Raw genomic sequence first — 22,704 nt, forward strand, 5'->3', positions numbered from 1 at the left:
ATCATCTATCCATTGTTGTTTTTCTTTCCGCGATGAAATCATGAAACGTTTAACGATTGAACAAGAGCTCGTTCGGGCCCGGATCGAACAGGACACGCGGCGTCAGTTCTTGCAGCGTTGCACGACGGGTTTGGGCGGCATGTGGTTGGCGTCGCAGGCCGGCGGTGCGGCGGCGTCATCGGCGGAGAGTCATTCGGCGATGCCACATTTTCCCGCGAAAGCGAAACGAGTCATCTTTCTGCACATGATCGGTGGGCCGAGCCAGTTGGAACTGTTTGACTACAAGCCGGAATTGGCAAAGTACGACGGTCGCGACGCACCGCAGGAGTATCTCGACGGCCAACGGTTTGCGTTCATCCAAGGGACGCCGCAAATGTTGGGGCCGCAGTTTTCGTTCAAACAATACGGCGAGAGCGGTGCGTGGGTGTCGGAGTTGTTCCCGCATGTGGCCGGACACGTCGACAAGATGTGCTTTATCAAAACGATGCAGACCGACCAATTCAATCACGGGCCGGCCCAGTTGTTGGTGCACACGGGCAACGCACGTATCGGCTATCCGTCCGAAGGCGCTTGGGTGACATGGGGATTGGGCACCGAGAACGAAGACCTGCCCGGATTCATGGTGCTGTTGTCCGGTGGTGTGCCTCGCAACGGGAAGGCGTTGTGGTCCAACGGCTATTTGCCATCGGTCTATCAAGGCGTGCAATGTCGTTCGCAGGGGGATCCGATTCTGAATATCTCTAATCCTGCGAACGTCACCCGTGATATCCGCCGGCATATGCTCGACGCATTGGGGGATCTGAACCGCAAGAGCCACGAACAATTCCATGATCCCGAAACGTTGACTCGGATCGCCCAGTACGAGATGTCGTTCCGGATGCAGATGGCGGTTCCCGACGTTGCCGACATTAGCAACGAACCGCAACAGATTCTCGACATGTATGGTGCGAAGAAGGGAGAAGTCTCCTTCGCCAACAACTGTTTGCTCGCACGGCGGTTCGCCGAGGCGGGCGTCCGTTTTATCCAACTGTACGATGGCGGGTGGGATTCGCACGGCACGGAAGCAAAGACAGCGATCAACGACGGGTTTGCGAAGAAGTGTAAAGAGGTCGACCAACCGATCGCCGCGTTGCTGGCCGACCTCGATCAACGAGGTTTGTTGGAAGACACATTGGTCGTTTGGGGCGGCGAATTCGGCCGCACTCCGATGCGAGAGAATCGCGGTGGGAACAAGATGGCGTTGATCGGTCGCGACCACGCCCCGGCGGCGTTCACGTTCTTCATGGCGGGCGGCGGTGCCAAGCCCGGTTTCACCTACGGCGAGACGGACGAGTTTGGATACCTACCCGCGTCCAATCCCGTCCAGGTGCGAGACTTCCACGCCACGATGTTGCATCTGCTCGGTATCGAATCCGATCGCATGAGCTACTACTTCCAGGGGCTCAATCAAAAACTGACTGGAGTCAAACCCGCACGTGTGATTCACGACGTGATCGCTTAGAAAGCGTGATCGGCTCGAAAGCGTGTAATAGTGATCATGATGTGGCGTTGCGGGTGTCCCGGTTTCGTGACCGCGGGACGCACGCCTCCGTGTATGACCGCAACTCACTCAAGTGTCCCGAAGGGGCAAAGACACTCGCCGTAGGTCGAGTCGGCCACCTGCGGCGTGCAACGTCGTCGACGCCGGTTTGACGTCGAGACGATTCGTCAGTCGTCGAAGCTCACGACTCCGGTGTGCATGTCGTACATGGCACCGATAATCTTGACGCTCCTTTGCTCCAAGGCCCGTTCCAGATCACCGACCTCTTTCAGCCGCGACACCGATAGCTCGACATTATTGCTGACCGAACGTTTGATCGTCTCTTCGCGGTTCTCGCCATCGATGAACGCGACGGCCGGTTGAATCCGATGAACCAGTGAGGTGATTTCAGCGGGTTCATGAGCTTCGTGCAGTTCGCTGTCCACGGCCGCGGTGACGGCGCCGCAGTGAGTGTGTCCCATCACGACGACGAGTTTGGTGTCGAGATAGTCGACCGCGTACTCGATGCTCGCGATGACATCGGTGTCGACGATATTGCCTGCAACACGAATCACGAACAAGTCACCGAATCCTTGGTCGAAGATCAATTCGGGTGGGACACGGGAGTCACTGCAACTTAGTAGGACTGCCCAGGGATGTTGTTCGTTCTCAAGGTTCGATCGCCACGCGAAGGCTTCGTGGGGGTGGATCGATTCGCCTTCGACGAACCGTGCGTTGCCTTCGGCCAATCGTTTGATCGCGGAATCCGAGTCAACCGCTTCCCAGGAACGTTCGGTAGGGATCGACGAGATGGTGGTGAAGCAAAGGGTGGACAGGATTCCACAGACAGCGAGACACTTCACGAGGGTGGTTAGATTCATGGCGGTCGAAGAGCAGGAGAAGAAATGAACTAGCTCTGCGACTATAAAATCCGATTTCTGATCGTGCCATTGCAAATAGACGTCCGCCGACGTGACGTCATGGATCACGCGGAGAAGATCGAAGTCTAGCCGACCCACCCCGGTATTGATGTTTGGCAATGTTTTCCCGACGCAAAACGCACGCGGAGTGGAGTGTTCAGGGCGGGCATTCGAGTCTGCGTCGACCCTCTGACGCGTCGATTTGCCGCAAAACAAACGGGCGGTCGTTCGCTCAACGAGCTCGAGCCACGTGACGTGTTGCAGAGAAGAGCATTTCAGTGCGGATCGCCTCCCCGGAGGATAATCTCATTCGGCGGAAACGAGGATCGCCGTTTGCCGCGTCGTCGCGCAAGGCTTGCGTCGGCGTTTGGCGTTACTCGTCGTTGGTCAGCCGTCGGTAGTGTTTCCACGCGATGTGTGTTTGCGCTTCGTCCTTGCCCCGGGTGATGATGAGCGTCGTCGATGAGCGGGACGTGTTGACCAAGACCGTGTGCATTGCAAACGGTCGGTCTGCGGAGTCGTCACTCACTACGACTGATCGACCCGCCGTTGCGAAGGGAAACGTATCGGTGGTTTCGTCTTTCGTTGGTTTCAATTTCAGAGCGTAGTAATTGAGCACCTCGTCGACAGTGGCATCGGTCACCATTGTCGTTTTACATGTGATTGATTGGCAGGTGCGTTGTCCGTCCGGACTCATCGTTGCGCCGTCCGACATCGACGCCCCACGTGATGTGCTGTCGGGATACTGCCACGGGAGAATCATTGTCATCAGTGATGGCGATTCCGCTGATGCATCCGAGATTGAGATCGAAACTAACAGGATGGCAATGAGCCAGAAAATTCGATAACGCATGAGAGTCTGTCGAGGTTGGTGGATATTGATGACACGACAGCCGACGTGTTCGCGAGAAGAGTGTTGCCGTTTGTCGGTTGCGTCGGGAGTGAATGAGTCAGTTCACATTTGAAGGGCGTTGTTGTTTGAAAAGTAATACTACGCAGTCAGTGTCGGTCAATCGTCGGCAATTTGAGTTGTCGCTAGGTGGGGCGGTGCTGACGTTCAGACCGGTTTGCTGGGTGTGGCTGCCCCCAATGGTAGCGTTGCGGCTGATCGCAATGAACGTTCGTAAATCGTGTGCTCGCAATCGTGTGCTCGCAATGCGGCCAGGCCTTAAGTAATACAGCATGGTTGTTCCGATGGCTCGTCCAACGCGTCTTGCGATCGACAGTGAAAAAAAATAACAAAACGCCCTGTCAGGTATTCGGTGGGACGCATGACAACAATGCATTCGCCAACTGGCCATCGGTGTTCTGCTCCGCAATTCGATGCCGAGCAGGCGATTCTTGCTTGATACGAATGCAACTCCCCTTCGTGAGAGAGTAACGCCATCCCGGTTCGGTAATCGCATGGCTTAGCGAATCGTGGTGGGGGATCAGATTTCGCGTACGGGGGCGACCGTGAAGGGACGCGTGGCATGTCAGTCAGAGAGTTCGTCTCAATAGCGGCACGATGGTTGCATCGTAGGGTGTTGGGGCGGCTAGCGTGACTACTGTGAAGCTGTGGTGGACAAAGGTGACTGGTGTTCAAGTTGCCCCGGCGCATTTTGAAGCCGTGGACGCCATTGCACGGGGGTGTAGGGTAGTTTAAATGACATTGGGCTTGCTTGTATTGACATGCTCAGTCGTTTGGATTTCGCCGAAATCGCTTTGTATGACACGGTTTTGCGTGTAGCTCAGCGACCAGAGATCCTCGACGCCGCCTTTCTATCTCGTTCGCGAGAAAACAGTTGGGCTGCGTCACTTTCCGTTTTGACTCACCGATGATGACGCGACACGCGAACGCATGGCTAGCGATTCACGTGCTCCATTCAGTTCTTTTTCGTGTTAGTAGGTAACGTAACGCGGAGTTAGCCATTCGGGCATTGCTCGGGGAAACTTTTATGACAAACGATTCAAATGATTACACGATGCATCGCATGCAAAATTCGATCGAGGAGAATCGTGTTACCGCTTTAGAGAATTTCATCGAACAATTAGAACGGTTTGGTATTGGGTGTTTTGGTGTCGATCCGAAACGTTTATCGATCTTGAAAACCAATGCGGTGTTCAACGCGTTTGTTGGAATCGATGGCGATGAATTGGTCGGTATGCCTCTGAAGCAGTTGTTGCCCGAGATGGAGGTTTCTGGCATTGCGGATGCGATTGAATCGTTGAGTGATGGTCGCGAATCGAAATTCGTCCGTACTCTTTATGTGCAGAGGAATGGTAAACACCAGCGATGGGGACGGGTCACATTTGTGCGTTGGGGCGAACGCGACAATGACGACGAGATTGTGGTCGCAACCGCCGTGGATGTCACTGATAGCGTTCGGGCGGAACAGGAGCGTGAGCAAACTCTTCAGCGGATGGAAATGGCGCAGAGGCACTCACAAGTCGGTTGTTGGGAATTGGTTAAAGGCGAAACGACCGGTTGGTGGTCGCGCCAGTTGTTCGAGATGTTTGGGTTGTCGCCTGATCAATCGCCCCCGTCATTTGATCAGTTCCTGGAATTGATTCATCCGGAGGATCGTGAAAAGGTGATCAATGCACATCAATCGGAACTCTTCCTCCACAACTCGATGGAAATCGAGTTTCGTCGCAATCCTGAAATCGGTGAGATGCGCTGGTTCCGTGCGAAAGTGAAGTGCATTGACCGCGGTGGTGAAGTGATTTGGTTCGGCACCACTCAGGACATCAGCGAGCGACAGCAGATCGAATCCGCCCTCATCAGTAGCGAGAAACTGTATCGCGAGATCGTCGAGTCGGCGGCAGAAGGCATTTCTGTCGTTGATGTGGACGGCAACATCGTGAAGACGAATCAGGTGGCGGCAAATATGTTCGGGTATGAACCCGAGGAGTTGGTTGGGGTTGGGATCTTCGAGTTAATCGGTGAATCTTCCAAACAATCGTTGGCGTCAAATTTCAAGAAACGCGCCGACGGCGTGTCGGAAGCGACAGAGTACCGGGTCAAGCACCGCGACGGTCACGAAGTGTGGGTGCTCGTCTCGTCCCGTCCGCTCTATGACGACCTTGGTGATTTCTGCGGGACTCGAAACACCGTCATTAACATCACCCACCGAAAATTCGCCGAAGAACTGACTCGAAAGGCGGAGATCGCCAAAGCAAAGCTCGACATGCTCTCGGATCGGGAACGCAGCGTTTTTTCGTTGGTCGCAGCAGGCCAAATGAACAAAGTCATCGCGAAACGTCTCGACGTGAGCGAGAAAACCGTCGAACGATATCGTTCCAGCGTGATGAAAAAACTAGGCGTGAAAGGCATCGCCGAACTGGTTCGGATCGCGTTGGAGGCAGAGTCCGTTCAGCGGTAAAACCTTACAGGAACGTGCTTCGGTGACGCCGCCGAAAATGCGGTGATTTTGGGCGTGCGGGGTGGTTAGTGGCGTTATCGGCTTCGCTATGGCCTGACAACGGGACGTACAGTGGTGTAAAAATGTTAAGTCGTACCGTATGAGGGATTTCCCGCATTTGTAAACAATCGACGAGCACGCTCAAAATTTAGACCGATACTATTACAACGACCTTGAAGTATGGCTCAGCCGGCCTAGAGGAATCATCGCTTGGGGCAAAGAGTTGGTCCTTTGAATCCGGCTGAGCCTACTTCAATTTTTTCCACACGAGTGTTGGACTGTTCGGCTCGGTATCTTGTCCGAGTTTCGGAGGCCCGGTCACTAACCTGTCGAGCTTGCTACTGCTCCTGGTAACGCGTGCGTCGGGTGGTCTCGAGCATTTCCTCAGCAGATGTTGGTGATGTCGCCAGACTTCCTGAGATCTGACTCCTTGAGCAACCCGCTACTATGGGCGAGCACGCGAGCATCTGAAATGCTCTTTCGTTCGCAACATTTGATTGAACTCTAATGTCGGCGTAGCGGTCGTCAATCTGTGGTCGATGACGACCTCGCCGTCACAAGTTGCACGACTGGCTTAATCGGCTTATCGGGCTCGGCGGCACCGGCACGTTGTCTCTCGGTCGTTCCTCACTCACGTGGACACTCGCCTACCTCGGGCGGATCAAAGCGGCCCGCACAGAGGCGTGCGGTGTGTCCAAAAAAAATCATGAGTCCCGTCGCCGGAACTCATGACAAGACGCCTCGGATTGAAGGCACGAGCGAAGGTTTGTTCGTGGTCTTCGCTACTCGGTGTCGATCCCGAGTTCGGTCGCCAGTTTGACGCGACGCTCGTCGATTGACATGAAGAGGCGTGTGAGGAGCACACGGATTTCAAACGTCAACTCTTGGGCGGAATCGAAAGTGGATTCTGCGGTTAGCGGAGTTCGCGTGAAGTCACGATTAAGAAGTTTGGCATCGACCTCGATGTCTCCCGTCTTCGCTGCGGCTTCCAGATAATCTTGGCTGACGAAAACATGGCGTCGGAGTTGTTCGGTGTCATAGACGTACTTCGCAGCAGCGGCCTCACGTCGGGCTTCCGTGATTTCCCGTTCGGCTTCCCTCAGTTCGGGCGTCGAGGGCTGTTTGCTGCGGGGCGTGGCGTCGGGTGTGGGAGCAGATTGTTCGGCATCTTCGGCTCGAATCAAGTGGGACTTTGCCATGCAGAGAAGTGAAAGTGTCATCAGCTTTTGGATTCGCTCGGGCGCGACGGTGACCTTATTGTCGCGAATCCTGTCCGCCACGCGAACGCACTCTTCGGCAACATCGACGACGCCGGCTTCCCCGCGTGTCATCGCGGCAGAGGCGGCCAGGTTTAACCACGCACCGCATTTTTCGATTGCATCGGCGAGTGGTTCTTTGTCATCCGACCCAGCCAACGAGCGGACGACTTCGATTTGATCGAGCGCCTCGTAGCAGAGCGGCCAGAAAGCGGACTTGTCGATCACGACCCAGCCGGTCGCTTCTTCGGGACGGGGATCGTGGATTCTGGCTCGGGGCGGAGTGTGCGGCTTGTCTTCGGCTCCAAGCGGGAGGCTGGCAGCCAGCACTGCGGTTAGTAGAACAGCAAACCGAGCGGTACCGACCAAAAGATGGGTCATTGAGTGATTTTCCTTTGCGAAAACCAAGGGTGCGAGTGATAGATGAATATCTAATCCACTTCGAATCACCGAGTTCTGCAGCAATTTAAAATAATTCAATAATCTCGCAGGCGATGCGACCGGCCTGGGCGATTGCGGCTCGGCAACACATTTTTCAGCTCAGCCGCCGGGTTCGAATCAGGGATCGGTATCGAGAACCGAGACGCCACGGTCGAAGACAGTCTGTTGTCCGACGTTGTGGCGGGGAAGAGCGGTGCCGCGTACGACACGGGGCGAGTGTCTACTCGTCGTTCGATTTCAGCTTGAGGACAGGGTCAATCAACACGACGTGATCGAACCCGTCGAACTCACCCGCGTCGGTTGAAACCACCGTCAGGAACCGATCTTGGTCGCTGATCGTTACCGAGATTGGCAGTTCACCGTCCTCACGAGTGAAGTCCAGTTGGCTGGCGCGAAGTTGCCCGTCGATGAAGACGCGCACGTCGGCACTGAATCGTCGCGAGGCACGCCACTCGCTATCCGACGTGATTCGCTCCTTGGAGTTATCCAGGTTGCTAGTCGTGGCGGAAAACTCCGACGGTGTCTGGCCACGTCGGCGGACCTCATCGAGGTCGAACGTCAGCCCGACATTGGCGTGGATACCGATCATGCCGGTGACACATTGATTGAGTCGTTGCATGACGTGTTCGAGCGTCATCGTTCCCCAGTAGTCTTCGACGGATCCGGCCCATTGGGATTCATCGGACCGCCGTCGCGACCAGACGGGCCCCCAAGTGCGTCCGGTCGTTGGCGGGAGGTTGACGCAGGTGCCGGAGGAGTCGATCTGAACGTTGAGTCCATAACTCGATGGGATGAACACGCCATCGAGATACGGGTTTTGTTCGGTCGAGCAGAAACCGTTAGATAGGCGGTGGCCTGGTCCGTCCAGGTTGAGCCACGGTCCACGGTCGGACGCACCCGTGTTGGGCGCGATGACGCCCGTCAACGCAAACTTGCCTCGCGAGTCGGCGCTGAACAGATCGACGAGGCTCAGTTCGTTCGCGATTGCGGTTGTTTGTTGCGGCAGGTCGCGACTGAATTGGTGCTGGTCGATCTCGTGCTTCCGATCGATTTGGCCTCTTCGATTGACGCGTGCGGACATTCCGTTGGTCAGTGATACAGGCGAAACGGAGGCATCGAGATCGAAGTTTGACTGCACTCGGACCTCGCCGTCGAACACATGGATGTCGGTGTCCGAGGTCTCGTTAAGAGAAACGCCGAATTCGGTTCCCATGTCCAGCACGTTCGCCGAAGGAGTCAGGATTCGGAAGTTGCCGCCGTCGACTTTGCCGGTGACGCGGCCGCTCTCGAGTCGTCCCGATTGACCCCCCGTGGTGACAAACCGGCACGGGCTGTGAAGGATAATTGAGGCACCTGTGAAGTATTCGAGTTCGACCATTCCTTCTTCGATTTCGATACGATCGCCCTGACGCGTGCGAAGCAGGAAATCAGGCTTTGCCGAGTTGCTGCCCCATCGGACGCCCGACGTCATGCGGACCAAGCGGGCGACATACATCGATCCGTTGGGCGGCGATTGGTTGGTTTTGACATCGACATCGACATCGAGTGCATTGGCACGAGGAGCGTTCGCGTTTCGCTGTGTGGCGAACGCGTCGTTGTCGCGTGGCGGGGCCCAACGTGTCATCGAAAAACCGAAACCCAGCCCGATCAAAAGGGTGGCGGCGAAGGCCAGGATCCAACGTAGGTGAGACGGTTGCGCTGCGACGCGTTCCGCAATCGGTGGTATTGTTTTCGAATCGAGTTCGAGTGCTTTCTCGCGGAGGATGCCGTCGACTTGGAATGCGAAGACGTATTCGTCCAACGCCTCTTCGCTGTTCTCGATCGCGTCCTGCAACCGATCGAAATCTTCGTCCGAGATCGTTCGGTTGATCGCTTGATCGATGAGGTCTCGCGTCTGTTCGCTAACGTTCGGTTTTTTCGACATCTCAGCATCCCTCCGCGATTCGATAGCGGATGCAGTCCAGCAGTGACTTACGCAGTCCCCGAATCCTCCGGTAGAGACGACCGACCGCTTGGCCGGTTTCCTGAGAGATTCCGACCACCGATTTGCCGGGGCTGTAGATGCTCAAGAGGAGTTGGCGGTTTTCTTGGTCCATTGATTTGAGGCAACGTTCCATCGCATTCAATTTGGTTGTCTTTTGGTCGGAATCTTCGATTGCCCGGTCAGCGATCGTCCGCAGGATGCTTTCTCGAAACACGAGGCGGTCGCGGGAATGGTCTCGCACCCAGCTCAGTACTTTGAAGTGCGCGATCACGCATGCCCAACGGATGAAGCTGGCTTCGTCGCCCTGGTCATCAAAGTCTGCAAATTTCCGCCAACACTCCAACGCGGTTTCCTGGCAGACGTCGTCGATGCCCTGACCGCCGGGAAGCAACGTGTGAACGTAGCTCCGGATCGAGGGTTCGTACCGACTGAGCAAGCCGACAAACCGTTCGTACCTTTCGTCTTGGGAACTGTCGTTCATGCGGTGCGTGTTGGAGAAATGATGGGATGCGTCGCCGCGGACGATGTGGACATGGGAACACGACATGAGAACACATTGATTGGTGGTCTTCTAATAGGTAATTCCGATGTCACCGTGTTCTGTCAAAACAATCGCGTAAGAAAGAAAAAAATCCTCGTATTTCGGCGACAGATTGAAATTTGAGCGGAATTACGAGACATGAGAGACGCTGTGCGGGGATTTTACGATCCCGTAGACGGCTTCTCGGTTTCCATATCTTTCTATAGAGAGGGTGAGTTTTGATGAATAGAAATTATTCATGGCGTCGTGGTTTTACGCTCGTTGAGCTGCTCGTGGTGATCGCGATCATCGGCGTGTTGGTGGGGTTGTTGTTGCCGGCGGTCCAAGCCGCTCGCGAGGCAGCCCGACGGATGAGTTGCAGCAACAACTTCAAGCAAATCGGTTTGTCGTTGCACAACTATCACAGCGCGTACAACCAATTGCCGAAACTGTACGGCGGAACGACTTTGCAGGTCGGCAACATTGCCAATACGGGCAACCGAACCGATTGCAATGCGGGACGGTTGAGCATCTTTGTTGGTCTGTTACCGTTCTTCGAACAGCAAGCGTTGTGGGAACAAATCACCAACCCGCGTGACGGCAACGGCGACGGCACGGTCGCGATCTTGAACACGAATCAATGGAACGGCGACGCACCCGCGATGGGGCCGTATCCCGGTTGGACGCCCTACGATCCATGGATGACCGAGATCCCGGCGCTGCGTTGTCCGAGTGATCCGGGCGTGGGTTTGCCAGCGATGGGCCGGACGAATTATGCATCGTGTGCCGGCGACAGTCCTCACATGATGAACGGTGGCAAGTACAACAACGACACGATGACAGTCGGCGGTGCCGGTGGTACGCGAATGGTCGAACGTGCTCGTGCGTCCTGCCGCGGCGTGTTCGTCCCACGTGAGAATTCGAGGTTCCGTGACATCCTCGACGGATTGGCCAACACCATCATCGCGGGTGAAATCACGACGGACTTGGGTGACCACGACGTTCGCACCGACGCCAACCGCACCGTTGCGATTCACGATGGCACATGGACACCGTCGGCGCCCGTCGGCACGCCTGTGGAGTGTTCGCAGCATGCGGGCATCGACAGCGATCGGCCGCAGTTTTGGAACATCGGCGCGACCGACACGATCACCGAAGCCGACGTGTGGACGGGACGTGGATACCGATGGGCGGACGCGGCGACGGTGTTTTCACAGTTCAACACGATCCTGCCACCGAACTCGCCCGTGTGCGTGGGTGAAGGTGGGCCGCAGTTCAACTGGCAGAACTGGGCCCGCTACGGTAATCCCGGCTTCTTGCCGCCGAGCAGTCGTCACCAAGGCGGTTGTCACATCCTGATGTCCGATGGTGCGGTGAAGTTCATTACCGACTCGATCGAAGCAGGCAACGGAAATCAGGAACCGGTTGCTTTGTTGGGTGCCAACACGACTCCGCCGAACGCCAACACGCCTGGAGCGTCGAGCCCCTACGGATTGTGGGGTGCGTTGGGAACACGCGCCGCGAAAGAAGTGATCAGCGAAGAGCTGTAGTTCGTTCGTTCGAGAACCAATTTCGACTTGGTCGACTTTGATTACTTGCCGCACGCGGGGCCGGGTTTGACCGCCCGCGTGTCGGCGACGCTGAATTGCGGCCGGCGCGAGTCAGCCGTGTCTGCATTTGCAATTATTGTATCGGTATGACTTTTAGGAGAATGAGATGACACGTTGGATGTTGCTGGTTTTGTTTGTAGGGACGCTCGCGATTGGGCCCGGATGCGACGGGCACAAAGGTGGGCTGTCGTCGGATTCCGGACGCATGTCCAAAGAAGAGTTTGACAAGATGATGCGAGAAGCGGCGAATCAGTCGGATGAACTGTCGAGCGAAACCAACGCTCGTCCGAAGGAATAGTTGTCGGCAGGATTCATCGGCTCGCGTCCATCTGACGTCGTCACCGTCGCTCGGCCGTGAATCTGGAAAGCCGCCGTCCTATGAACGCCTACGGCTTTGCATGAACGCTCCCGTACGTTCAGCGAGCACTGCTGGGCCGCGTGATCTGTGCAAACGAAAAATGCCGGTGGTTTGACCCACCGGCATTTTTTATTTTCTATCGGAAGCGAACGCTCGGACTACACGTTGGCGGCGTAGCGGTGTTGCAGCGATTCGACTTCCATATCGTTTTCTCGGACTGCCTTCATCGCTCGCACCGCGGCTTCGGCAGCCGACAGTGTCGTGATGCATGGCACGCCGTGTTGGACACCGGCGGCGCGAATCTTGCCTTCGTCGGTTCGGGCACCCTTGCCGCTCGGCGTGTTGAGAATCAACTGCACGTCGTCGTTCTTGAGGTAGTCGATCAGGTTCGGGTGACCTTCGGCAATCTTCTTAACCTGCGTGACCGCGATACCCGCTTCGGTGAGTCGCAGTGCGGTGCCTTCGGTGGCGAGGAGTTCAAAGCCGAGATCGATCAACGACCGACCGAGTTCGACGACGTCGTCTTTATGCCGAGCCGACAGCGAGATGAAGATCTTGCCGGAATCGGGCAGCACCGTGCCGGCGGCGAGTTGGCTCTTGGCGAACGCCATCGAGAACACTTCGCTGATTCCCATGACTTCGCCCGTGCTCCGCATTTCGGGGCCGAGCACGATGTCGACGCCCGCGAATTTGCGGAAAGGGAACACGCTTTCTTTGATCGAAACGTGACGCGGGATCGGTTCTTGGTTGACGCCGAGTTCCGCCAGCGTTTTGCCGGCCATGACCTTGGTGGCGATGCCCGCGACAGGCACACCGGTCGCTTTGGCAACGAACGGCACCGTGCGGCTGGCCCGTGGGTTGACCTCGAGGATGTAGACCTGCGGTCCGTCGGATTCAATTTTGACGGCGAACTGGATGTTCATCAGACCGATCACGTTGAGGCGTGCGGCGAGCTTGCGCGTCGCATCACGAATCTCCGCGAGCACTGGTTGGGTCAGGCTGAACGGTGGGATGCAACACGCCGAGTCACCGGAGTGAACGCCAGCCTCTTCGATGTGTTCCATGATGCCCATGATGACGCAATCTTTGCCATCGGAGATCGCGTCCACGTCGACTTCGGTGGCGTCTTCGAGGAAGCGGTCGATGAGGACCGGTTGTCCGTCGGCGACGATGAACGCTTCGGCGACATACCGTTCGAATTGGGCCCGGTCGTAGCAGATTTCCATCGCCCGTCCGCCGAGCACGAAGCTGGGCCGAACGAGTGCGGGGTAGCCGATCCGTTTGGCTTCCACGCGTGCTTCTTCCATGTTGCGTGCAATGCCCGACGGTGGTTGTCGCAGGCCGAGTTCATTGATCAGGCTTTGGAACAGTTCGCGATCTTCGGCGGTGTCGATCGTGTCGACGCTCGTTCCGATGATCGGCACGCCGGCTTGTTCGAGTCCGCGGGCGAGGTTCAGAGGCGTTTGGCCGCCGAACTGGACGATCACGCCGTCAGGTTTGATTTCGTCGCAGATGTTCAGCACGTCTTCGATCGTCAACGGTTCGAAGAACAGCATGTCGGACGTGTCGTAGTCGGTCGAAACCGTCTCCGGGTTACTGTTGACCATCACCGATTCGATGCCGAGTTCTTGCAGGGCGAACGATGCGTGGCAGCAGCAATAGTCGAACTCGATTCCCTGGCCGATCCGGTTCGGGCCGCCACCGAGAATCATGATGCGTTTGCAGTCGGACTTTGCGGGGACTTCCGATTCCGTTTCGTAAGTGCTGTAGAAGTATGGCGTGAAGGCTTCGAATTCGGCCGCACAGGTGTCGACGCTCTTGAAGACCGGACGGATGTCTTGTGCCAATCGATGAGCACGGACTTTCAGTTCAGTCGATCCGGTCATCGCTGCAATGTGTCGGTCTGAGAAACCGCGACGTTTGATGTCGAGCATCCGTTCGGCGTCGATCTTGTCGAGCGAACCGATCGCGAAAATTTCGTTTTCGATTTCGATCAGGTGCATGAGGTGTTCGAGGAACCACTCATCGATGTGCGTCAACGCGTGGATTTCGGCAACCGTCATACCGGACTTCATTGCGTATCGGATGTAGAAGACGCGTTCGCTGCCCGGGATGCTGAGTTTGGCTCGGATCTCGTCGCGATCGGGTTGTTCGTCGGTGCCCCATTTGTCCTTCGGATCGCTGCCGAAACCGAACGCGCCGACTTCGAGTCCGCGGAGTGCTTTTTGGAACGATTCTTGGAACGTCCGTCCGATCGCCATCGTCTCGCCGACGCTCTTCATTTGCGTCGTCAGGGTCGCATCGGCTTCGGGGAATTTCTCGAACGCGAAACGCGGCATTTTGGTGACGACGTAATCGATCGTCGGTTCGAAACAGGCTTTCGTTTTTTGCGTGATGTCGTTGGGCAGTTCCCACAACCGGTAACCGACGGCGAGTTTCGCGGCAATCTTAGCGATCGGGAATCCGGTCGCTTTACTGGCCAACGCACTACTGCGGCTGACCCGCGGGTTCATTTCAATCACGATCATCCGCCCGGTATCGGGCTCAATCGCGAATTGGATGTTACTGCCGCCGGTCTCGACACCGATTTCGCGGATGACGGCCATCGAGGCGTCGCGCATCCGTTGATATTCTTTATCGGAGAGCGTTTGAGCGGGCGCGACGGTGATCGAGTCGCCCGTGTGCACGCCCATCGCGTCGAAGTTCTCGATGCTGCAGATGATCACGACGTTGTCGTCGCGGTCCCGCATGACTTCCATCTCGTATTCTTTCCACCCGATGATGGATTCTTCGATCAAGACTTCCGTGACGGGCGATTGGTCGAGACCGTTTTGGACGAGTGCGTCGAAGTCGTCTTTGTTGTAGGCGATCGCCGAACCCGATCCGCCCATCGTGAAGCTCGGACGGACGACGGCGGGCAGGCCGACTTCGGCGAGCGCCTTACGGGCTTCTTCCAGGGTGCCAATCGTATAGCCTTTGCAGACGTCGAGGCCGATTTTTTCCATCGCCTCTTTGAATTGGTCACGTTCTTCGGCTTTGGCGATCACTTTCGCATTGGCGGCGATCATTTCGACGCCGTATTTTTCGAGCACGCCGTTGGCGTCGAGGTCCATGGCGACGTTCAGTGCGGTTTGTCCACCGAGGGTGGGCAGCAAAGCGTCCGGGCGTTCTTTCGCGATGACTTTCTCAACAACCTGCCACGTCAGCGGTTCGATGTAGGTCGAGTCCGCGGTCGCCGGATCGGTCATGATCGTCGCAGGATTGCTGTTAACCAAAACGACTTCATAACCCTCCTCGCGGAGTGCCTTGCAGGCTTGGGTTCCTGAGTAGTCGAATTCACAGGCTTGCCCGATCACGATGGGGCCACTGCCAATAAGCAGGATTTTTTTGATGTCTTCGCGGCGAGGCACGATCTTGGGTTCCAGTAAGCGAGGAGGCGAGACGGCGTCAAATTTCGGGAAGGATAGCAGGTTTTTGCTTTGGCGCAGAGGACGCTGACCAGAGTTAACCTGGGTAAGAATTGTGGTTTGTCTGCCGCTATGACGATTTTGGGGGATCGATCCCGGGAGGTCGCGACAACCTTAGATTCTCGACCAGAAGATGCTCGACTCTCTCCGACCGGGTGGGTAGATTGAGGGAAGGAAATGAGAGGATTGCGAGAAGCAGTTAATTTGAAATGGCAGATCTTGCATCAAATTACCGTGTTTTCTCTCAAAACAACGCATCTTTGAGATGTTCGCTGCGATCCGTAGCGGTGTCTCTCTCTTGCGACACAGCCACAAGAGGGGGCCTGGAAAGGAAAAGCCATGAGAACATTTGGATTCCGAATCGTCCTGTCCGGACTCACGCAAGCAAGCGAAGGTCTGGCACACGCACTTTATGAAGCGGGATGCACCGACACGTCGCTTCGGTCGTGCAAAGGTGTCGTTTCGGTGCGCTTCCGCCGAGAGTCGGATTCGTTAGACACCGCGATGTTGGACGCCCGCGACCAAGTCGAAACGGCGGGTTACCGCGTCGAGAGGATTGAACTCGACGGCAGCCAACTCGACGCCCTGGCATCCGACTGCGGTGCGACCATGTCGATCCAGCACTGGCGGTAGTCGGTGGAGCGTTTGGGTGACGTTTGGGGGCAGGTCGGACCCCAGCAAACCGGTCCATTGCGGGCGCGGCAGACGACATAGTGGCGTGTTTCAGAGTTTGTCGCTTGTTTTGAAGGTGACTGTTTCCGCAAGTTCCGGCATCGATCGCGTCCTTGATCCGGCCTACGTCGTTTGCGAGCGATCCCAAGGACCTTCTCATCACGCCTGTCGCCCGGGCGCATAGACAGAAATGCTCCAACCCTCACGAAGGCAACACCATCACAACCTGTAACGGTGTTGTCGGCAGGGCGGGGTTGACCGCGACGATTCGTCGCGGCGGCGGAATTTCTCGCCGTTGGGCGGTTTTCAGGAATGGACGCGTAGGGACAATACGTTGTCTATCTCATTCCCACGCTCGTTTCGATATCTCATGTTGTTTTCGTCGATGTTTCGCGCCGGCCCTGGCTTGCCGACGTGCGTGCGCTCCCCGGGCCTGAGGCTCGACCGACGTTGCCTGTCCGCCGCACCGGTCTCTCTGTCGGCACTCGTTTGCCTGACGCTCGCCGCGGTCGCCGGGTGCCGAGAAGCACCTCCCGAATTTGAATCCAACCTCGTCCGTGCGATGTCGTTGGAAATCTCCCGCGATGTGCCGACTCAGGCCGCGTTGGAAGACGTCGCACCGGTAATTGAAGAACTCTTCGGAACGCCGCAGTCACCGCGTTGGCCGACGAGTTGGATGGCGAACGATCAGCAACGCGATCTCGTTTCGATCGATCGATTGAGAATCGCCGCCGGTGGAGTGACCAGCGATCAAGAAAACGTTCACACAGGGCTGTACCAAGAACACTGCGTGATTTGTCATGGCGTGTCGGGCAGCGGTGCGGGGCCCGCGTCACGTTACCAGGTGCCCTACCCTCGTGATTTTCGAGCGGGCGTGTTCAAGTGGAAGTCGACCGCGAGATCGGAGAAACCGACGCGTGACGACCTGATGAAATTGCTGGTCAACGGGATTCCAGGGACACCGATGCCCAGTTTCTCGCTGTTGCCGCCGTCGGATCGCGAGGCGATTGTCGACTACGTCATCTATCTGTCCGTTCGCGGTGAAGTCGAACGTGAATTGTTGTCGTTCGCGGTCGACATGTTGGACTACGACACAACGCCGCCGGAAGATGACCTGCGATTGATGTTGGTGTCGACGCAGAACGACTCGACGCAGCGTGAGCCGATCATGCCGGACGAGTTGACCGAAGGCGGTGAAGCGATCGCGGAAGTGATTGACGACGTTTTGGGGCGGTGGGTCAGCGCAGAGTCGTCGTCGGTGCCGCCGCGAACGGAGTTGAAGGGTGACGAGTTGGCGGCATCGATTGCCCGTGGGAAAGAGATCTTTCACGGCCAAATCGCGAACTGCGCGGGGTGTCACGGCACCAACGGCGCAGGCGGTTTGCCGACGCTCGATTACGACGATTGGACCAAAGATTTTACGACCCGGATTGGGATCTCGCCGGATGACAAAGAAGAGGTGAAGCCGTTCCGAAAAGCGGGCGCGTTGCCTCCACGCCAGATCGATCCTCGGGTTCTGACCGGTGGAGTGTTCCACGGCGGCAGCGATCCCGAAACACTGTACCGCCGAATCCAACACGGCATCGCGGGAACCCCGATGCCGAGCGTCGACATCAGCGAAGAAGCCGCCGGCAAAACAGGCTTGTCCCCCGACGAAGCCTGGGATTTAGTGAATTATTTGAAGCGGTGACAGGTTGCAGGTTTGCCGCGTGTCAGTTCGTGCATCCCCCCTTCTCCCATACTCCTGCTTGCCCATCCTCCTGCTTGCCCGTCCTCCTATTTTCCCTGCCACCTTCCTCCCCCCTTCCCCGATCAAAATGCGTGATACCTTTCGAACTGTCGGTGCTCTCACGGGGCTATGCGTTGGACTTTCCCTGATGTGGTTGATGGGGATGGGCGGGTTGATTCCTGCGGCGATCTTTGGCGCCGGTGGTGCGGTCATTGGTGGTTTGACTGGTGAACGCGTTCACGATCGAGGAGAACGATAAACGTGGCTGCCTCAACAACACACGATAAGACGACCGCCGGTGCGTACGAAGCACCGGAAACGGAACTCGCCTCATCGAACGCTATGACGAAGACATCGCCTTGGCCGCGGCGTCTCGCCGTCGTGCTGGTCGTCTTGGTGTGGCCGCTGATTTGGGTCGGCGGATTGGTAACGACCTACGATGCGGGCATGTCCGTGCCTGATTGGCCGGGAACGTACGGATACAACTTGTTCCTGTATCCGTTGTCGACTTGGTTGCTCGGGCCGTTCGATTTGTTCATCGAGCACGGCCACCGACTTCTCGGGGCGCTCGTCGGCTTCGTCGCGATCGGGTTTCTGGTCGCATCCTGGCGAGGCGATTCGCGGAAGTGGTTGACTGTTCTGGCCGCGGGCATTCTGGTCGCGGTGATCGGGCAAGGGGTTCTGGGGGGATTGCGTGTGACGATGAGTGCACGCGTTTTGGCCATGGTCCATGGATGTACGGGGCCTGCCTTTTTCGCGATGTGCGTGGTGGCCGCGTGCGTGACCGGACAGCGATGGCATCGCAAATCCGTACTGGCGTCCGCGGGTGTGGGGCAATCCGAAGAAGGCGCGAGTGTGTCGCCTCGGATGATTTTGCCGGTTTTGTTGATTGCGATCTCTTACCTGCAGATCGTCTTTGGGGCTCAATTGCGACACGCTCTTCCGTCGACGAGCCCCGGGATGTTCGCCCACACGGCGATGACGCACGCCGCGATCGCGTTGCTGTTCTGGTTACTCGCGGGGATCACGTGGTGGCGAATGCGGGGGTGCGGCGATTTGACGCTCTCGCGTCCTGCGGCAGGATTGATATGCTTAGTGGCCGTGCAAATTCTGCTCGGGGTTGGGACGTGGATTGTCAATTACGGTTATCCGCCGATCCTGGAGTCGTTGCCTGGCAGTGGCTCTTACCGGTTGGAGTCTAAAAACCTCCTTGATGCCTGGATTGTGACGGGGCATGTCGCCACAGGCTCGTTGATCCTAGCGTTCGCGACGTTGTTGACGGTACGTTTGGCGCGCCGACGCTCGGTGTTGTCGACGTGGGCCCATGAACGTGACGCCTGACCCTGAAGCCCGATCTCAGCGGTGATTTCAAAATCATTTCCGAAACACCGACCTCCGCACTTTTCTCATCTCTTACTATCACGGGGCCGCTCATGGCGACCGACTACCGCGAATCGTCGACTGCACTCTTGGATGAACCGCCCGTGATGGACGAGGAGAATGACGGAGCACTGGATCGCGTGATTCCGCCGGCAGAAGACGATTTTGACGGTGCCCTCGACGCAACCGAGAGCAAACGAGCGTCGCGTCGCCGGGAGCCGACCCTGACCCGCGATCTGATCGAGCTGACCAAGCCTCGGATCGTGATGATGATTTTAGTCACGACCGTCGCGTCGGCCTGGATTGCGATGGCGAGCCCAGCCGGCGTGAGTTTGTCGTTGCTCGCTTGGGCTGTTTTGTTGTTGGGGACCGGATTGGTCGCCGGCAGCGCGGGAGCGGCGAACCAAGTTTGGGAGCGTGTGATCGACACGTTGATGCCTCGCACCGCGTCACGCCCATTGGCCTCACGCCGCATGTCGCTGACTCTCGGTGTGACGATGACCGCGATTGCCGGATTGGTCGGAACCGGATTGCTCGCGTGGCAGTTCGGTGTTCTTCCGGCCGCCGTCGGTGTGGCGACGTGGGCGTTGTACGTGCTCGTTTACACTCCGATGAAAACACGCACCGCCTGGAACACGACCGTCGGTGCGATCGCCGGTGCCTTGCCGGTCTTCATGGGATACACCGCCGCCGGAGGCCAATTGACGGATTTGTCCGGATGGATGTTGTTCGGCGTGCTCGCGTGTTGGCAGTACCCGCACTTCATGGCGATCGCGTGGTTGTATCGCCGGCAATACGCCGAAGCGGGTTTCCACATGACCACGACTGTTGAGCCGACCGGACGCAGTGCGGCATGGCAAAGCATCATTGGGACGGTCACGTTGGCGTCGTGCGGTGTGATCGCGTGTCTGGCTCCGGCGGGGCAATTGATTTTGTCACCGGCCAGTTTCCTGACGTCGGTTTTGGTGATCGCGGCGTGTTGGCCGCTGCTCAAAGCATCCCTGCGGTTCCAGCAGAACCCCGAGGACACGCGTGCTCGCAAGATGTTGCGTTGGTCGCTGGTCGTTTTGCCCGCGGTTCTGTTAGTGATGACGCTGCGGATGATCGGGCTGTGATGATCGACGATACGGCGACGCACGATACGTTGACCCGCGACGACAACACGACGAATCCCGATAAGGGCACGCCACTGGTTGAGGTCACCGGGTTGAGCCATCGGTATGGCGACACGCTCGCGGTGGACAATCTCGATCTAAACGTCCGTGGCGGCGAGATCGTTGCGGTGTTGGGCAAGAACGGAAGCGGCAAGACAACACTGTTTCGTGTCTTGAGCACTTTGTTGCCGGTGCAGTCCGGGCACGCCGTGATCGCGGGGGCTGACCTCGCGAAGCAAACGATGACCGCGCGAGGGCGGTTGGGGATCATCTTCCAATCACCGAGTTTGGATATCAAACTCACCGTGCTGGAGAACATGCGATGCCAGGGTGCGTTGTACGGTTTGACCGGCGATCGATTGATCAACCGTTGCGACGAATTACTGAAACAATTTTCGCTCGAGGATCGACGCGACGATTTCTGCCAGACTTTGTCCGGTGGACTCAAACGACGTGTCGAGTTGGCCAAAGGCTTGCTGCATCGTCCGCCGGTGATGTTGCTCGACGAACCCAGCACGGGGCTCGATCCATCAGCACGCCTTGCATTGTGGGATGCGTTGGAAACACTCGCCTCCGAAGGCGTCGCGGTGATGTTGACCACTCACTTGATGGACGAAGCCGCCAAGGCGACGCGGGTCGTGTTGCTCGACGCGGGCAAAAAAATCGCTGACGCCTCGCCGTCCGAATTGCAACGGCAAGTTGGTGATCGCGTACTGACGCTCGTCGCCGATGATGTTGCGTTAGCCGAGTCGGTGTTGCGAGACGAATTCAACCTGCACCCGCTGCGAGTCGGCAACACACTTCGTTTGACCAGCGAACAATCCGGCGACGTGGATTTGGCCTCGTTGGTCGATCCGATTGCGAGTCGACTCGGTGACAACGTCCAGTCGATCGCGTTCGGCCGCGCCAGTCTCGAGGACGTGTTCGTTGCCAAGACCGGAACGGCGTTCCTCGATTGATCATGCGGGCGAGTTAACCAATTCCCACGCTCTGCTTTAAACGCGTTTTCGACAAGTAGCTACCGTCACCAGACGGTGGGCCACGTTCAGCCCAACGTTTCTACTTGCCAAAAAACTGCATCATTCGCACCAGCGCCGCGAACGTATTCGTTCCGAATAGGGCACGAAATCGCCTGAAAAATCAACTTTCGAACTGGCGTTGGAAAACGTTTTGAACGGATTTCGCACGCTGCCCGTATAGGATTGTTAACGGCGAGTCCCCGGGCCTAAGCATATTGACGTGAAAAATTCGACTTGACGCGGCTATCAGGGGTAACTAATTCTGAATTTCAGGTTTTTTGACTCGCTCGGTTTCTCTGGTGTTTTCCAACTCCGTCGGCGAATCGACCCTTCGTCTACGAAGGAGCATTGTTATGCCTGATCACTCTCTTCCAAAGCGATCGACTCTCGATCGATTTCTCAGCGGTTTGTCTGAGTACATCTTCCAAACCAAACTCGGCGTTGCCGACGTTCAGTTGGTCGAGTACGTCAGTGAACTGATGTTGCGGTTCACGCGAGTCGACGCGATCCAACGCGTGCGTCGTGATGACGGTCGCCCCGCGACGGAAGTCTTTCAGTTGATGTGTGAAGCGGAGCGGCGGATCGGGACGGCTCGTCGGGAAGTGCACCGGCACATCGGCGACGTGACTCTGTTCCGATCGGGGATGTTTCCCGAAAGCGTTCGCGGCAATGGCAAAGGTTCGCCCGACGAATTGCTCGACTATTTCCATCACGGCAAACGTTCGTACAAAATCGCGTCAACGATCGAAGCGGACGAGAGTCGACCACCGTGCGATCTGTTGGATCGATTGAGCGACCAATTCGAATTGTGTGCGTACGGTCTGCGTGAGATCCGACGTGCGTGGGAAGAATCCGATCCCGCGGATCAACTTCTCATCGAATGATGGTTGATCCCATTGGGCGGTTCATTCGTTGATCGAGTAAAGGCCTCCACCTTCGCGGCGGAGTTTTCCTTGCTCGGCGAGTTTTAACCAGACCGCTTTGGGGTACGAATCAGGTGGACGGATCGCGGCCACTCCGGATTTACCGCCCGAGGACATCGGGCCATATCCGAGTCGCGATTCATCGTCGAGGCGAGTCAGTTTGAGGCGTTTGCGAAACGCCTTCATCGCCAAACGCAATTCTTCTTTGGGAATCTCGGGCGTGGCAGGTTCCGCCGGTGTTGGCTCATCACTCGGGGATGTCCCATTCGTTGTTGAAACTCGTGATGGTCTCTCTAGTAAAAACGTAAGTGATCGGGTTTGAGTGGGCAACAAGCCCCACCTCCTGGA

The 22,704-nt window shown here is 57.1% G+C and carries 18 protein-coding genes; 11 read left to right on the forward strand and 7 right to left on the reverse strand.

Annotation, left to right across the window (positions count from 1 at the left end):
* The first annotated feature begins 40 nt into the window (after nt 1-40).
* Nucleotides 41-1,501, forward strand: a complete 1,461-nt coding sequence (locus FHS27_RS22580) for a DUF1501 domain-containing protein (RefSeq protein WP_184307261.1) — start codon at nt 41-43, stop codon at nt 1,499-1,501.
* Nucleotides 1,502-1,707: 206 nt separating this feature from the next.
* Here the strand turns inward: FHS27_RS22580 and FHS27_RS22585 are convergent, their stop codons facing one another.
* Both FHS27_RS22585 and FHS27_RS22590 read right to left on the reverse strand, forming a co-directional pair.
* A complete protein-coding gene (locus FHS27_RS22585) occupies nt 1,708-2,400 on the reverse strand; it encodes a carbonic anhydrase (RefSeq protein WP_184307263.1) in 693 nt (230 codons plus the stop codon).
* A gap of 412 nt (nt 2,401-2,812) precedes the next feature.
* The gene (locus tag FHS27_RS22590; RefSeq protein ID WP_184307265.1) at nt 2,813-3,292 is read right to left on the reverse strand and encodes a hypothetical protein; all 480 of its coding nucleotides are present in this window, start codon (nt 3,290-3,292) and stop codon (nt 2,813-2,815) included.
* A gap of 1,084 nt (nt 3,293-4,376) precedes the next feature.
* Between FHS27_RS22590 and FHS27_RS22595 the strand changes: the two genes are divergently transcribed.
* Nucleotides 4,377-5,804 carry a PAS domain S-box protein gene (locus FHS27_RS22595; protein WP_184307267.1) on the forward strand — a complete coding sequence of 476 codons (1,428 nt, stop codon included), beginning with the start codon at nt 4,377-4,379 and terminating at the stop codon, nt 5,802-5,804.
* Nucleotides 5,805-6,625: 821 nt separating this feature from the next.
* Here the strand turns inward: FHS27_RS22595 and FHS27_RS22600 are convergent.
* The 3 genes from FHS27_RS22600 to FHS27_RS22610 form a co-directional block, all read right to left on the reverse strand.
* Complete coding sequence (locus tag FHS27_RS22600; RefSeq protein WP_184307270.1) at nt 6,626-7,480, reverse strand: hypothetical protein; 855 nt, start codon at nt 7,478-7,480, stop codon at nt 6,626-6,628.
* Nucleotides 7,481-7,760: 280 nt separating this feature from the next.
* Nucleotides 7,761-9,464, reverse strand: coding sequence for a FecR domain-containing protein (locus tag FHS27_RS22605; RefSeq protein ID WP_184307272.1), 1,704 nt, complete (start codon nt 9,462-9,464; stop codon nt 7,761-7,763).
* Nucleotide 9,465: 1 nt separating this feature from the next.
* On the reverse strand, nt 9,466-10,071 hold the full coding sequence (locus FHS27_RS22610) for a sigma-70 family RNA polymerase sigma factor (RefSeq protein ID WP_184307274.1): 606 nt from the start codon (nt 10,069-10,071) through the stop codon (nt 9,466-9,468).
* Between the two features lie 215 nt (nt 10,072-10,286).
* Here FHS27_RS22610 and FHS27_RS22615 point away from each other — a divergent pair, with 215 nt between their 5' ends.
* Both FHS27_RS22615 and FHS27_RS22620 read left to right on the forward strand, forming a co-directional pair.
* Complete coding sequence (locus FHS27_RS22615; protein WP_184307276.1) at nt 10,287-11,594, forward strand: DUF1559 domain-containing protein; 1,308 nt, start codon at nt 10,287-10,289, stop codon at nt 11,592-11,594.
* Nucleotides 11,595-11,760: 166 nt separating this feature from the next.
* On the forward strand, nt 11,761-11,952 hold the full coding sequence (locus tag FHS27_RS22620) for a hypothetical protein (RefSeq protein ID WP_184307278.1): 192 nt from the start codon (nt 11,761-11,763) through the stop codon (nt 11,950-11,952).
* 218 nt (nt 11,953-12,170) lie between these two features.
* Here FHS27_RS22620 and carB read toward each other — a convergent pair whose 3' ends face one another.
* A complete protein-coding gene (gene carB, locus FHS27_RS22625) occupies nt 12,171-15,422 on the reverse strand; it encodes a carbamoyl-phosphate synthase large subunit (protein ID WP_184307280.1) in 3,252 nt (1,083 codons plus the stop codon).
* Between the two features lie 396 nt (nt 15,423-15,818).
* Here carB and FHS27_RS22630 point away from each other — a divergent pair, with 396 nt between their 5' ends.
* The 7 genes from FHS27_RS22630 (at nt 15,819) to FHS27_RS22660 (ending at nt 22,317) form a co-directional block, all read left to right on the forward strand.
* Nucleotides 15,819-16,112 carry a hypothetical protein gene (locus FHS27_RS22630; RefSeq protein ID WP_184307282.1) on the forward strand — a complete coding sequence of 98 codons (294 nt, stop codon included), beginning with the start codon at nt 15,819-15,821 and terminating at the stop codon, nt 16,110-16,112.
* A 334-nt stretch (nt 16,113-16,446) separates the two neighbouring features.
* The gene (locus tag FHS27_RS22635) at nt 16,447-17,841 is read left to right on the forward strand and encodes a c-type cytochrome (RefSeq protein ID WP_184307284.1); all 1,395 of its coding nucleotides are present in this window, start codon (nt 16,447-16,449) and stop codon (nt 17,839-17,841) included.
* A gap of 127 nt (nt 17,842-17,968) precedes the next feature.
* Complete coding sequence (locus FHS27_RS22640) at nt 17,969-18,139, forward strand: hypothetical protein (RefSeq protein ID WP_184307286.1); 171 nt, start codon at nt 17,969-17,971, stop codon at nt 18,137-18,139.
* A gap of 2 nt (nt 18,140-18,141) precedes the next feature.
* Nucleotides 18,142-19,221 carry a COX15/CtaA family protein gene (locus FHS27_RS22645; protein ID WP_184307288.1) on the forward strand — a complete coding sequence of 360 codons (1,080 nt, stop codon included), beginning with the start codon at nt 18,142-18,144 and terminating at the stop codon, nt 19,219-19,221.
* Nucleotides 19,222-19,313: 92 nt separating this feature from the next.
* The gene (locus FHS27_RS22650) at nt 19,314-20,375 is read left to right on the forward strand and encodes a protoheme IX farnesyltransferase (RefSeq protein WP_184307290.1); all 1,062 of its coding nucleotides are present in this window, start codon (nt 19,314-19,316) and stop codon (nt 20,373-20,375) included.
* On the forward strand, nt 20,375-21,373 hold the full coding sequence (locus tag FHS27_RS22655; protein ID WP_184307292.1) for an ABC transporter ATP-binding protein: 999 nt from the start codon (nt 20,375-20,377) through the stop codon (nt 21,371-21,373). The genes FHS27_RS22650 and FHS27_RS22655 overlap by 1 nt, the downstream gene beginning before the upstream one ends.
* Nucleotides 21,374-21,786: 413 nt before the next feature.
* Nucleotides 21,787-22,317 carry a hypothetical protein gene (locus tag FHS27_RS22660; RefSeq protein ID WP_009098165.1) on the forward strand — a complete coding sequence of 177 codons (531 nt, stop codon included), beginning with the start codon at nt 21,787-21,789 and terminating at the stop codon, nt 22,315-22,317.
* A 21-nt stretch (nt 22,318-22,338) separates the two neighbouring features.
* Here the strand turns inward: FHS27_RS22660 and FHS27_RS22665 are convergent.
* On the reverse strand, nt 22,339-22,704 hold a 366-nt coding region (locus tag FHS27_RS22665), incomplete at its 5' end, for a hypothetical protein (RefSeq protein ID WP_246420604.1).

It is taken from the genome of Aporhodopirellula rubra (assembly GCF_014192335.1).
Taxonomy (GTDB): domain Bacteria; phylum Planctomycetota; class Planctomycetia; order Pirellulales; family Pirellulaceae; genus Rhodopirellula; species Rhodopirellula rubra.

Coding starts and splice junctions, on each gene's coding strand:
- FHS27_RS22650 (WP_184307290.1), top strand. CDS start 19,314: ATGGCGACCGACTACCGCGAATCGTCGACTGCACTCTTGGATGAACCG.
- FHS27_RS22605 (WP_184307272.1), bottom strand. CDS start 9,464: ATGTCGAAAAAACCGAACGTTAGCGAACAGACGCGAGACCTCATCGAT.
- FHS27_RS22610 (WP_184307274.1), bottom strand. CDS start 10,071: ATGTCGTGTTCCCATGTCCACATCGTCCGCGGCGACGCATCCCATCAT.
- FHS27_RS22615 (WP_184307276.1), top strand. CDS start 10,287: ATGAATAGAAATTATTCATGGCGTCGTGGTTTTACGCTCGTTGAGCTG.
- FHS27_RS22585 (WP_184307263.1), bottom strand. CDS start 2,400: ATGAATCTAACCACCCTCGTGAAGTGTCTCGCTGTCTGTGGAATCCTG.
- FHS27_RS22640 (WP_184307286.1), top strand. CDS start 17,969: ATGCGTGATACCTTTCGAACTGTCGGTGCTCTCACGGGGCTATGCGTT.
- FHS27_RS22600 (WP_184307270.1), bottom strand. CDS start 7,480: ATGACCCATCTTTTGGTCGGTACCGCTCGGTTTGCTGTTCTACTAACC.
- FHS27_RS22595 (WP_184307267.1), top strand. CDS start 4,377: ATGACAAACGATTCAAATGATTACACGATGCATCGCATGCAAAATTCG.
- FHS27_RS22630 (WP_184307282.1), top strand. CDS start 15,819: ATGAGAACATTTGGATTCCGAATCGTCCTGTCCGGACTCACGCAAGCA.
- FHS27_RS22655 (WP_184307292.1), top strand. CDS start 20,375: ATGATCGACGATACGGCGACGCACGATACGTTGACCCGCGACGACAAC.
- FHS27_RS22590 (WP_184307265.1), bottom strand. CDS start 3,292: ATGCGTTATCGAATTTTCTGGCTCATTGCCATCCTGTTAGTTTCGATC.
- FHS27_RS22580 (WP_184307261.1), top strand. CDS start 41: ATGAAACGTTTAACGATTGAACAAGAGCTCGTTCGGGCCCGGATCGAA.
- FHS27_RS22660 (WP_009098165.1), top strand. CDS start 21,787: ATGCCTGATCACTCTCTTCCAAAGCGATCGACTCTCGATCGATTTCTC.
- FHS27_RS22620 (WP_184307278.1), top strand. CDS start 11,761: ATGACACGTTGGATGTTGCTGGTTTTGTTTGTAGGGACGCTCGCGATT.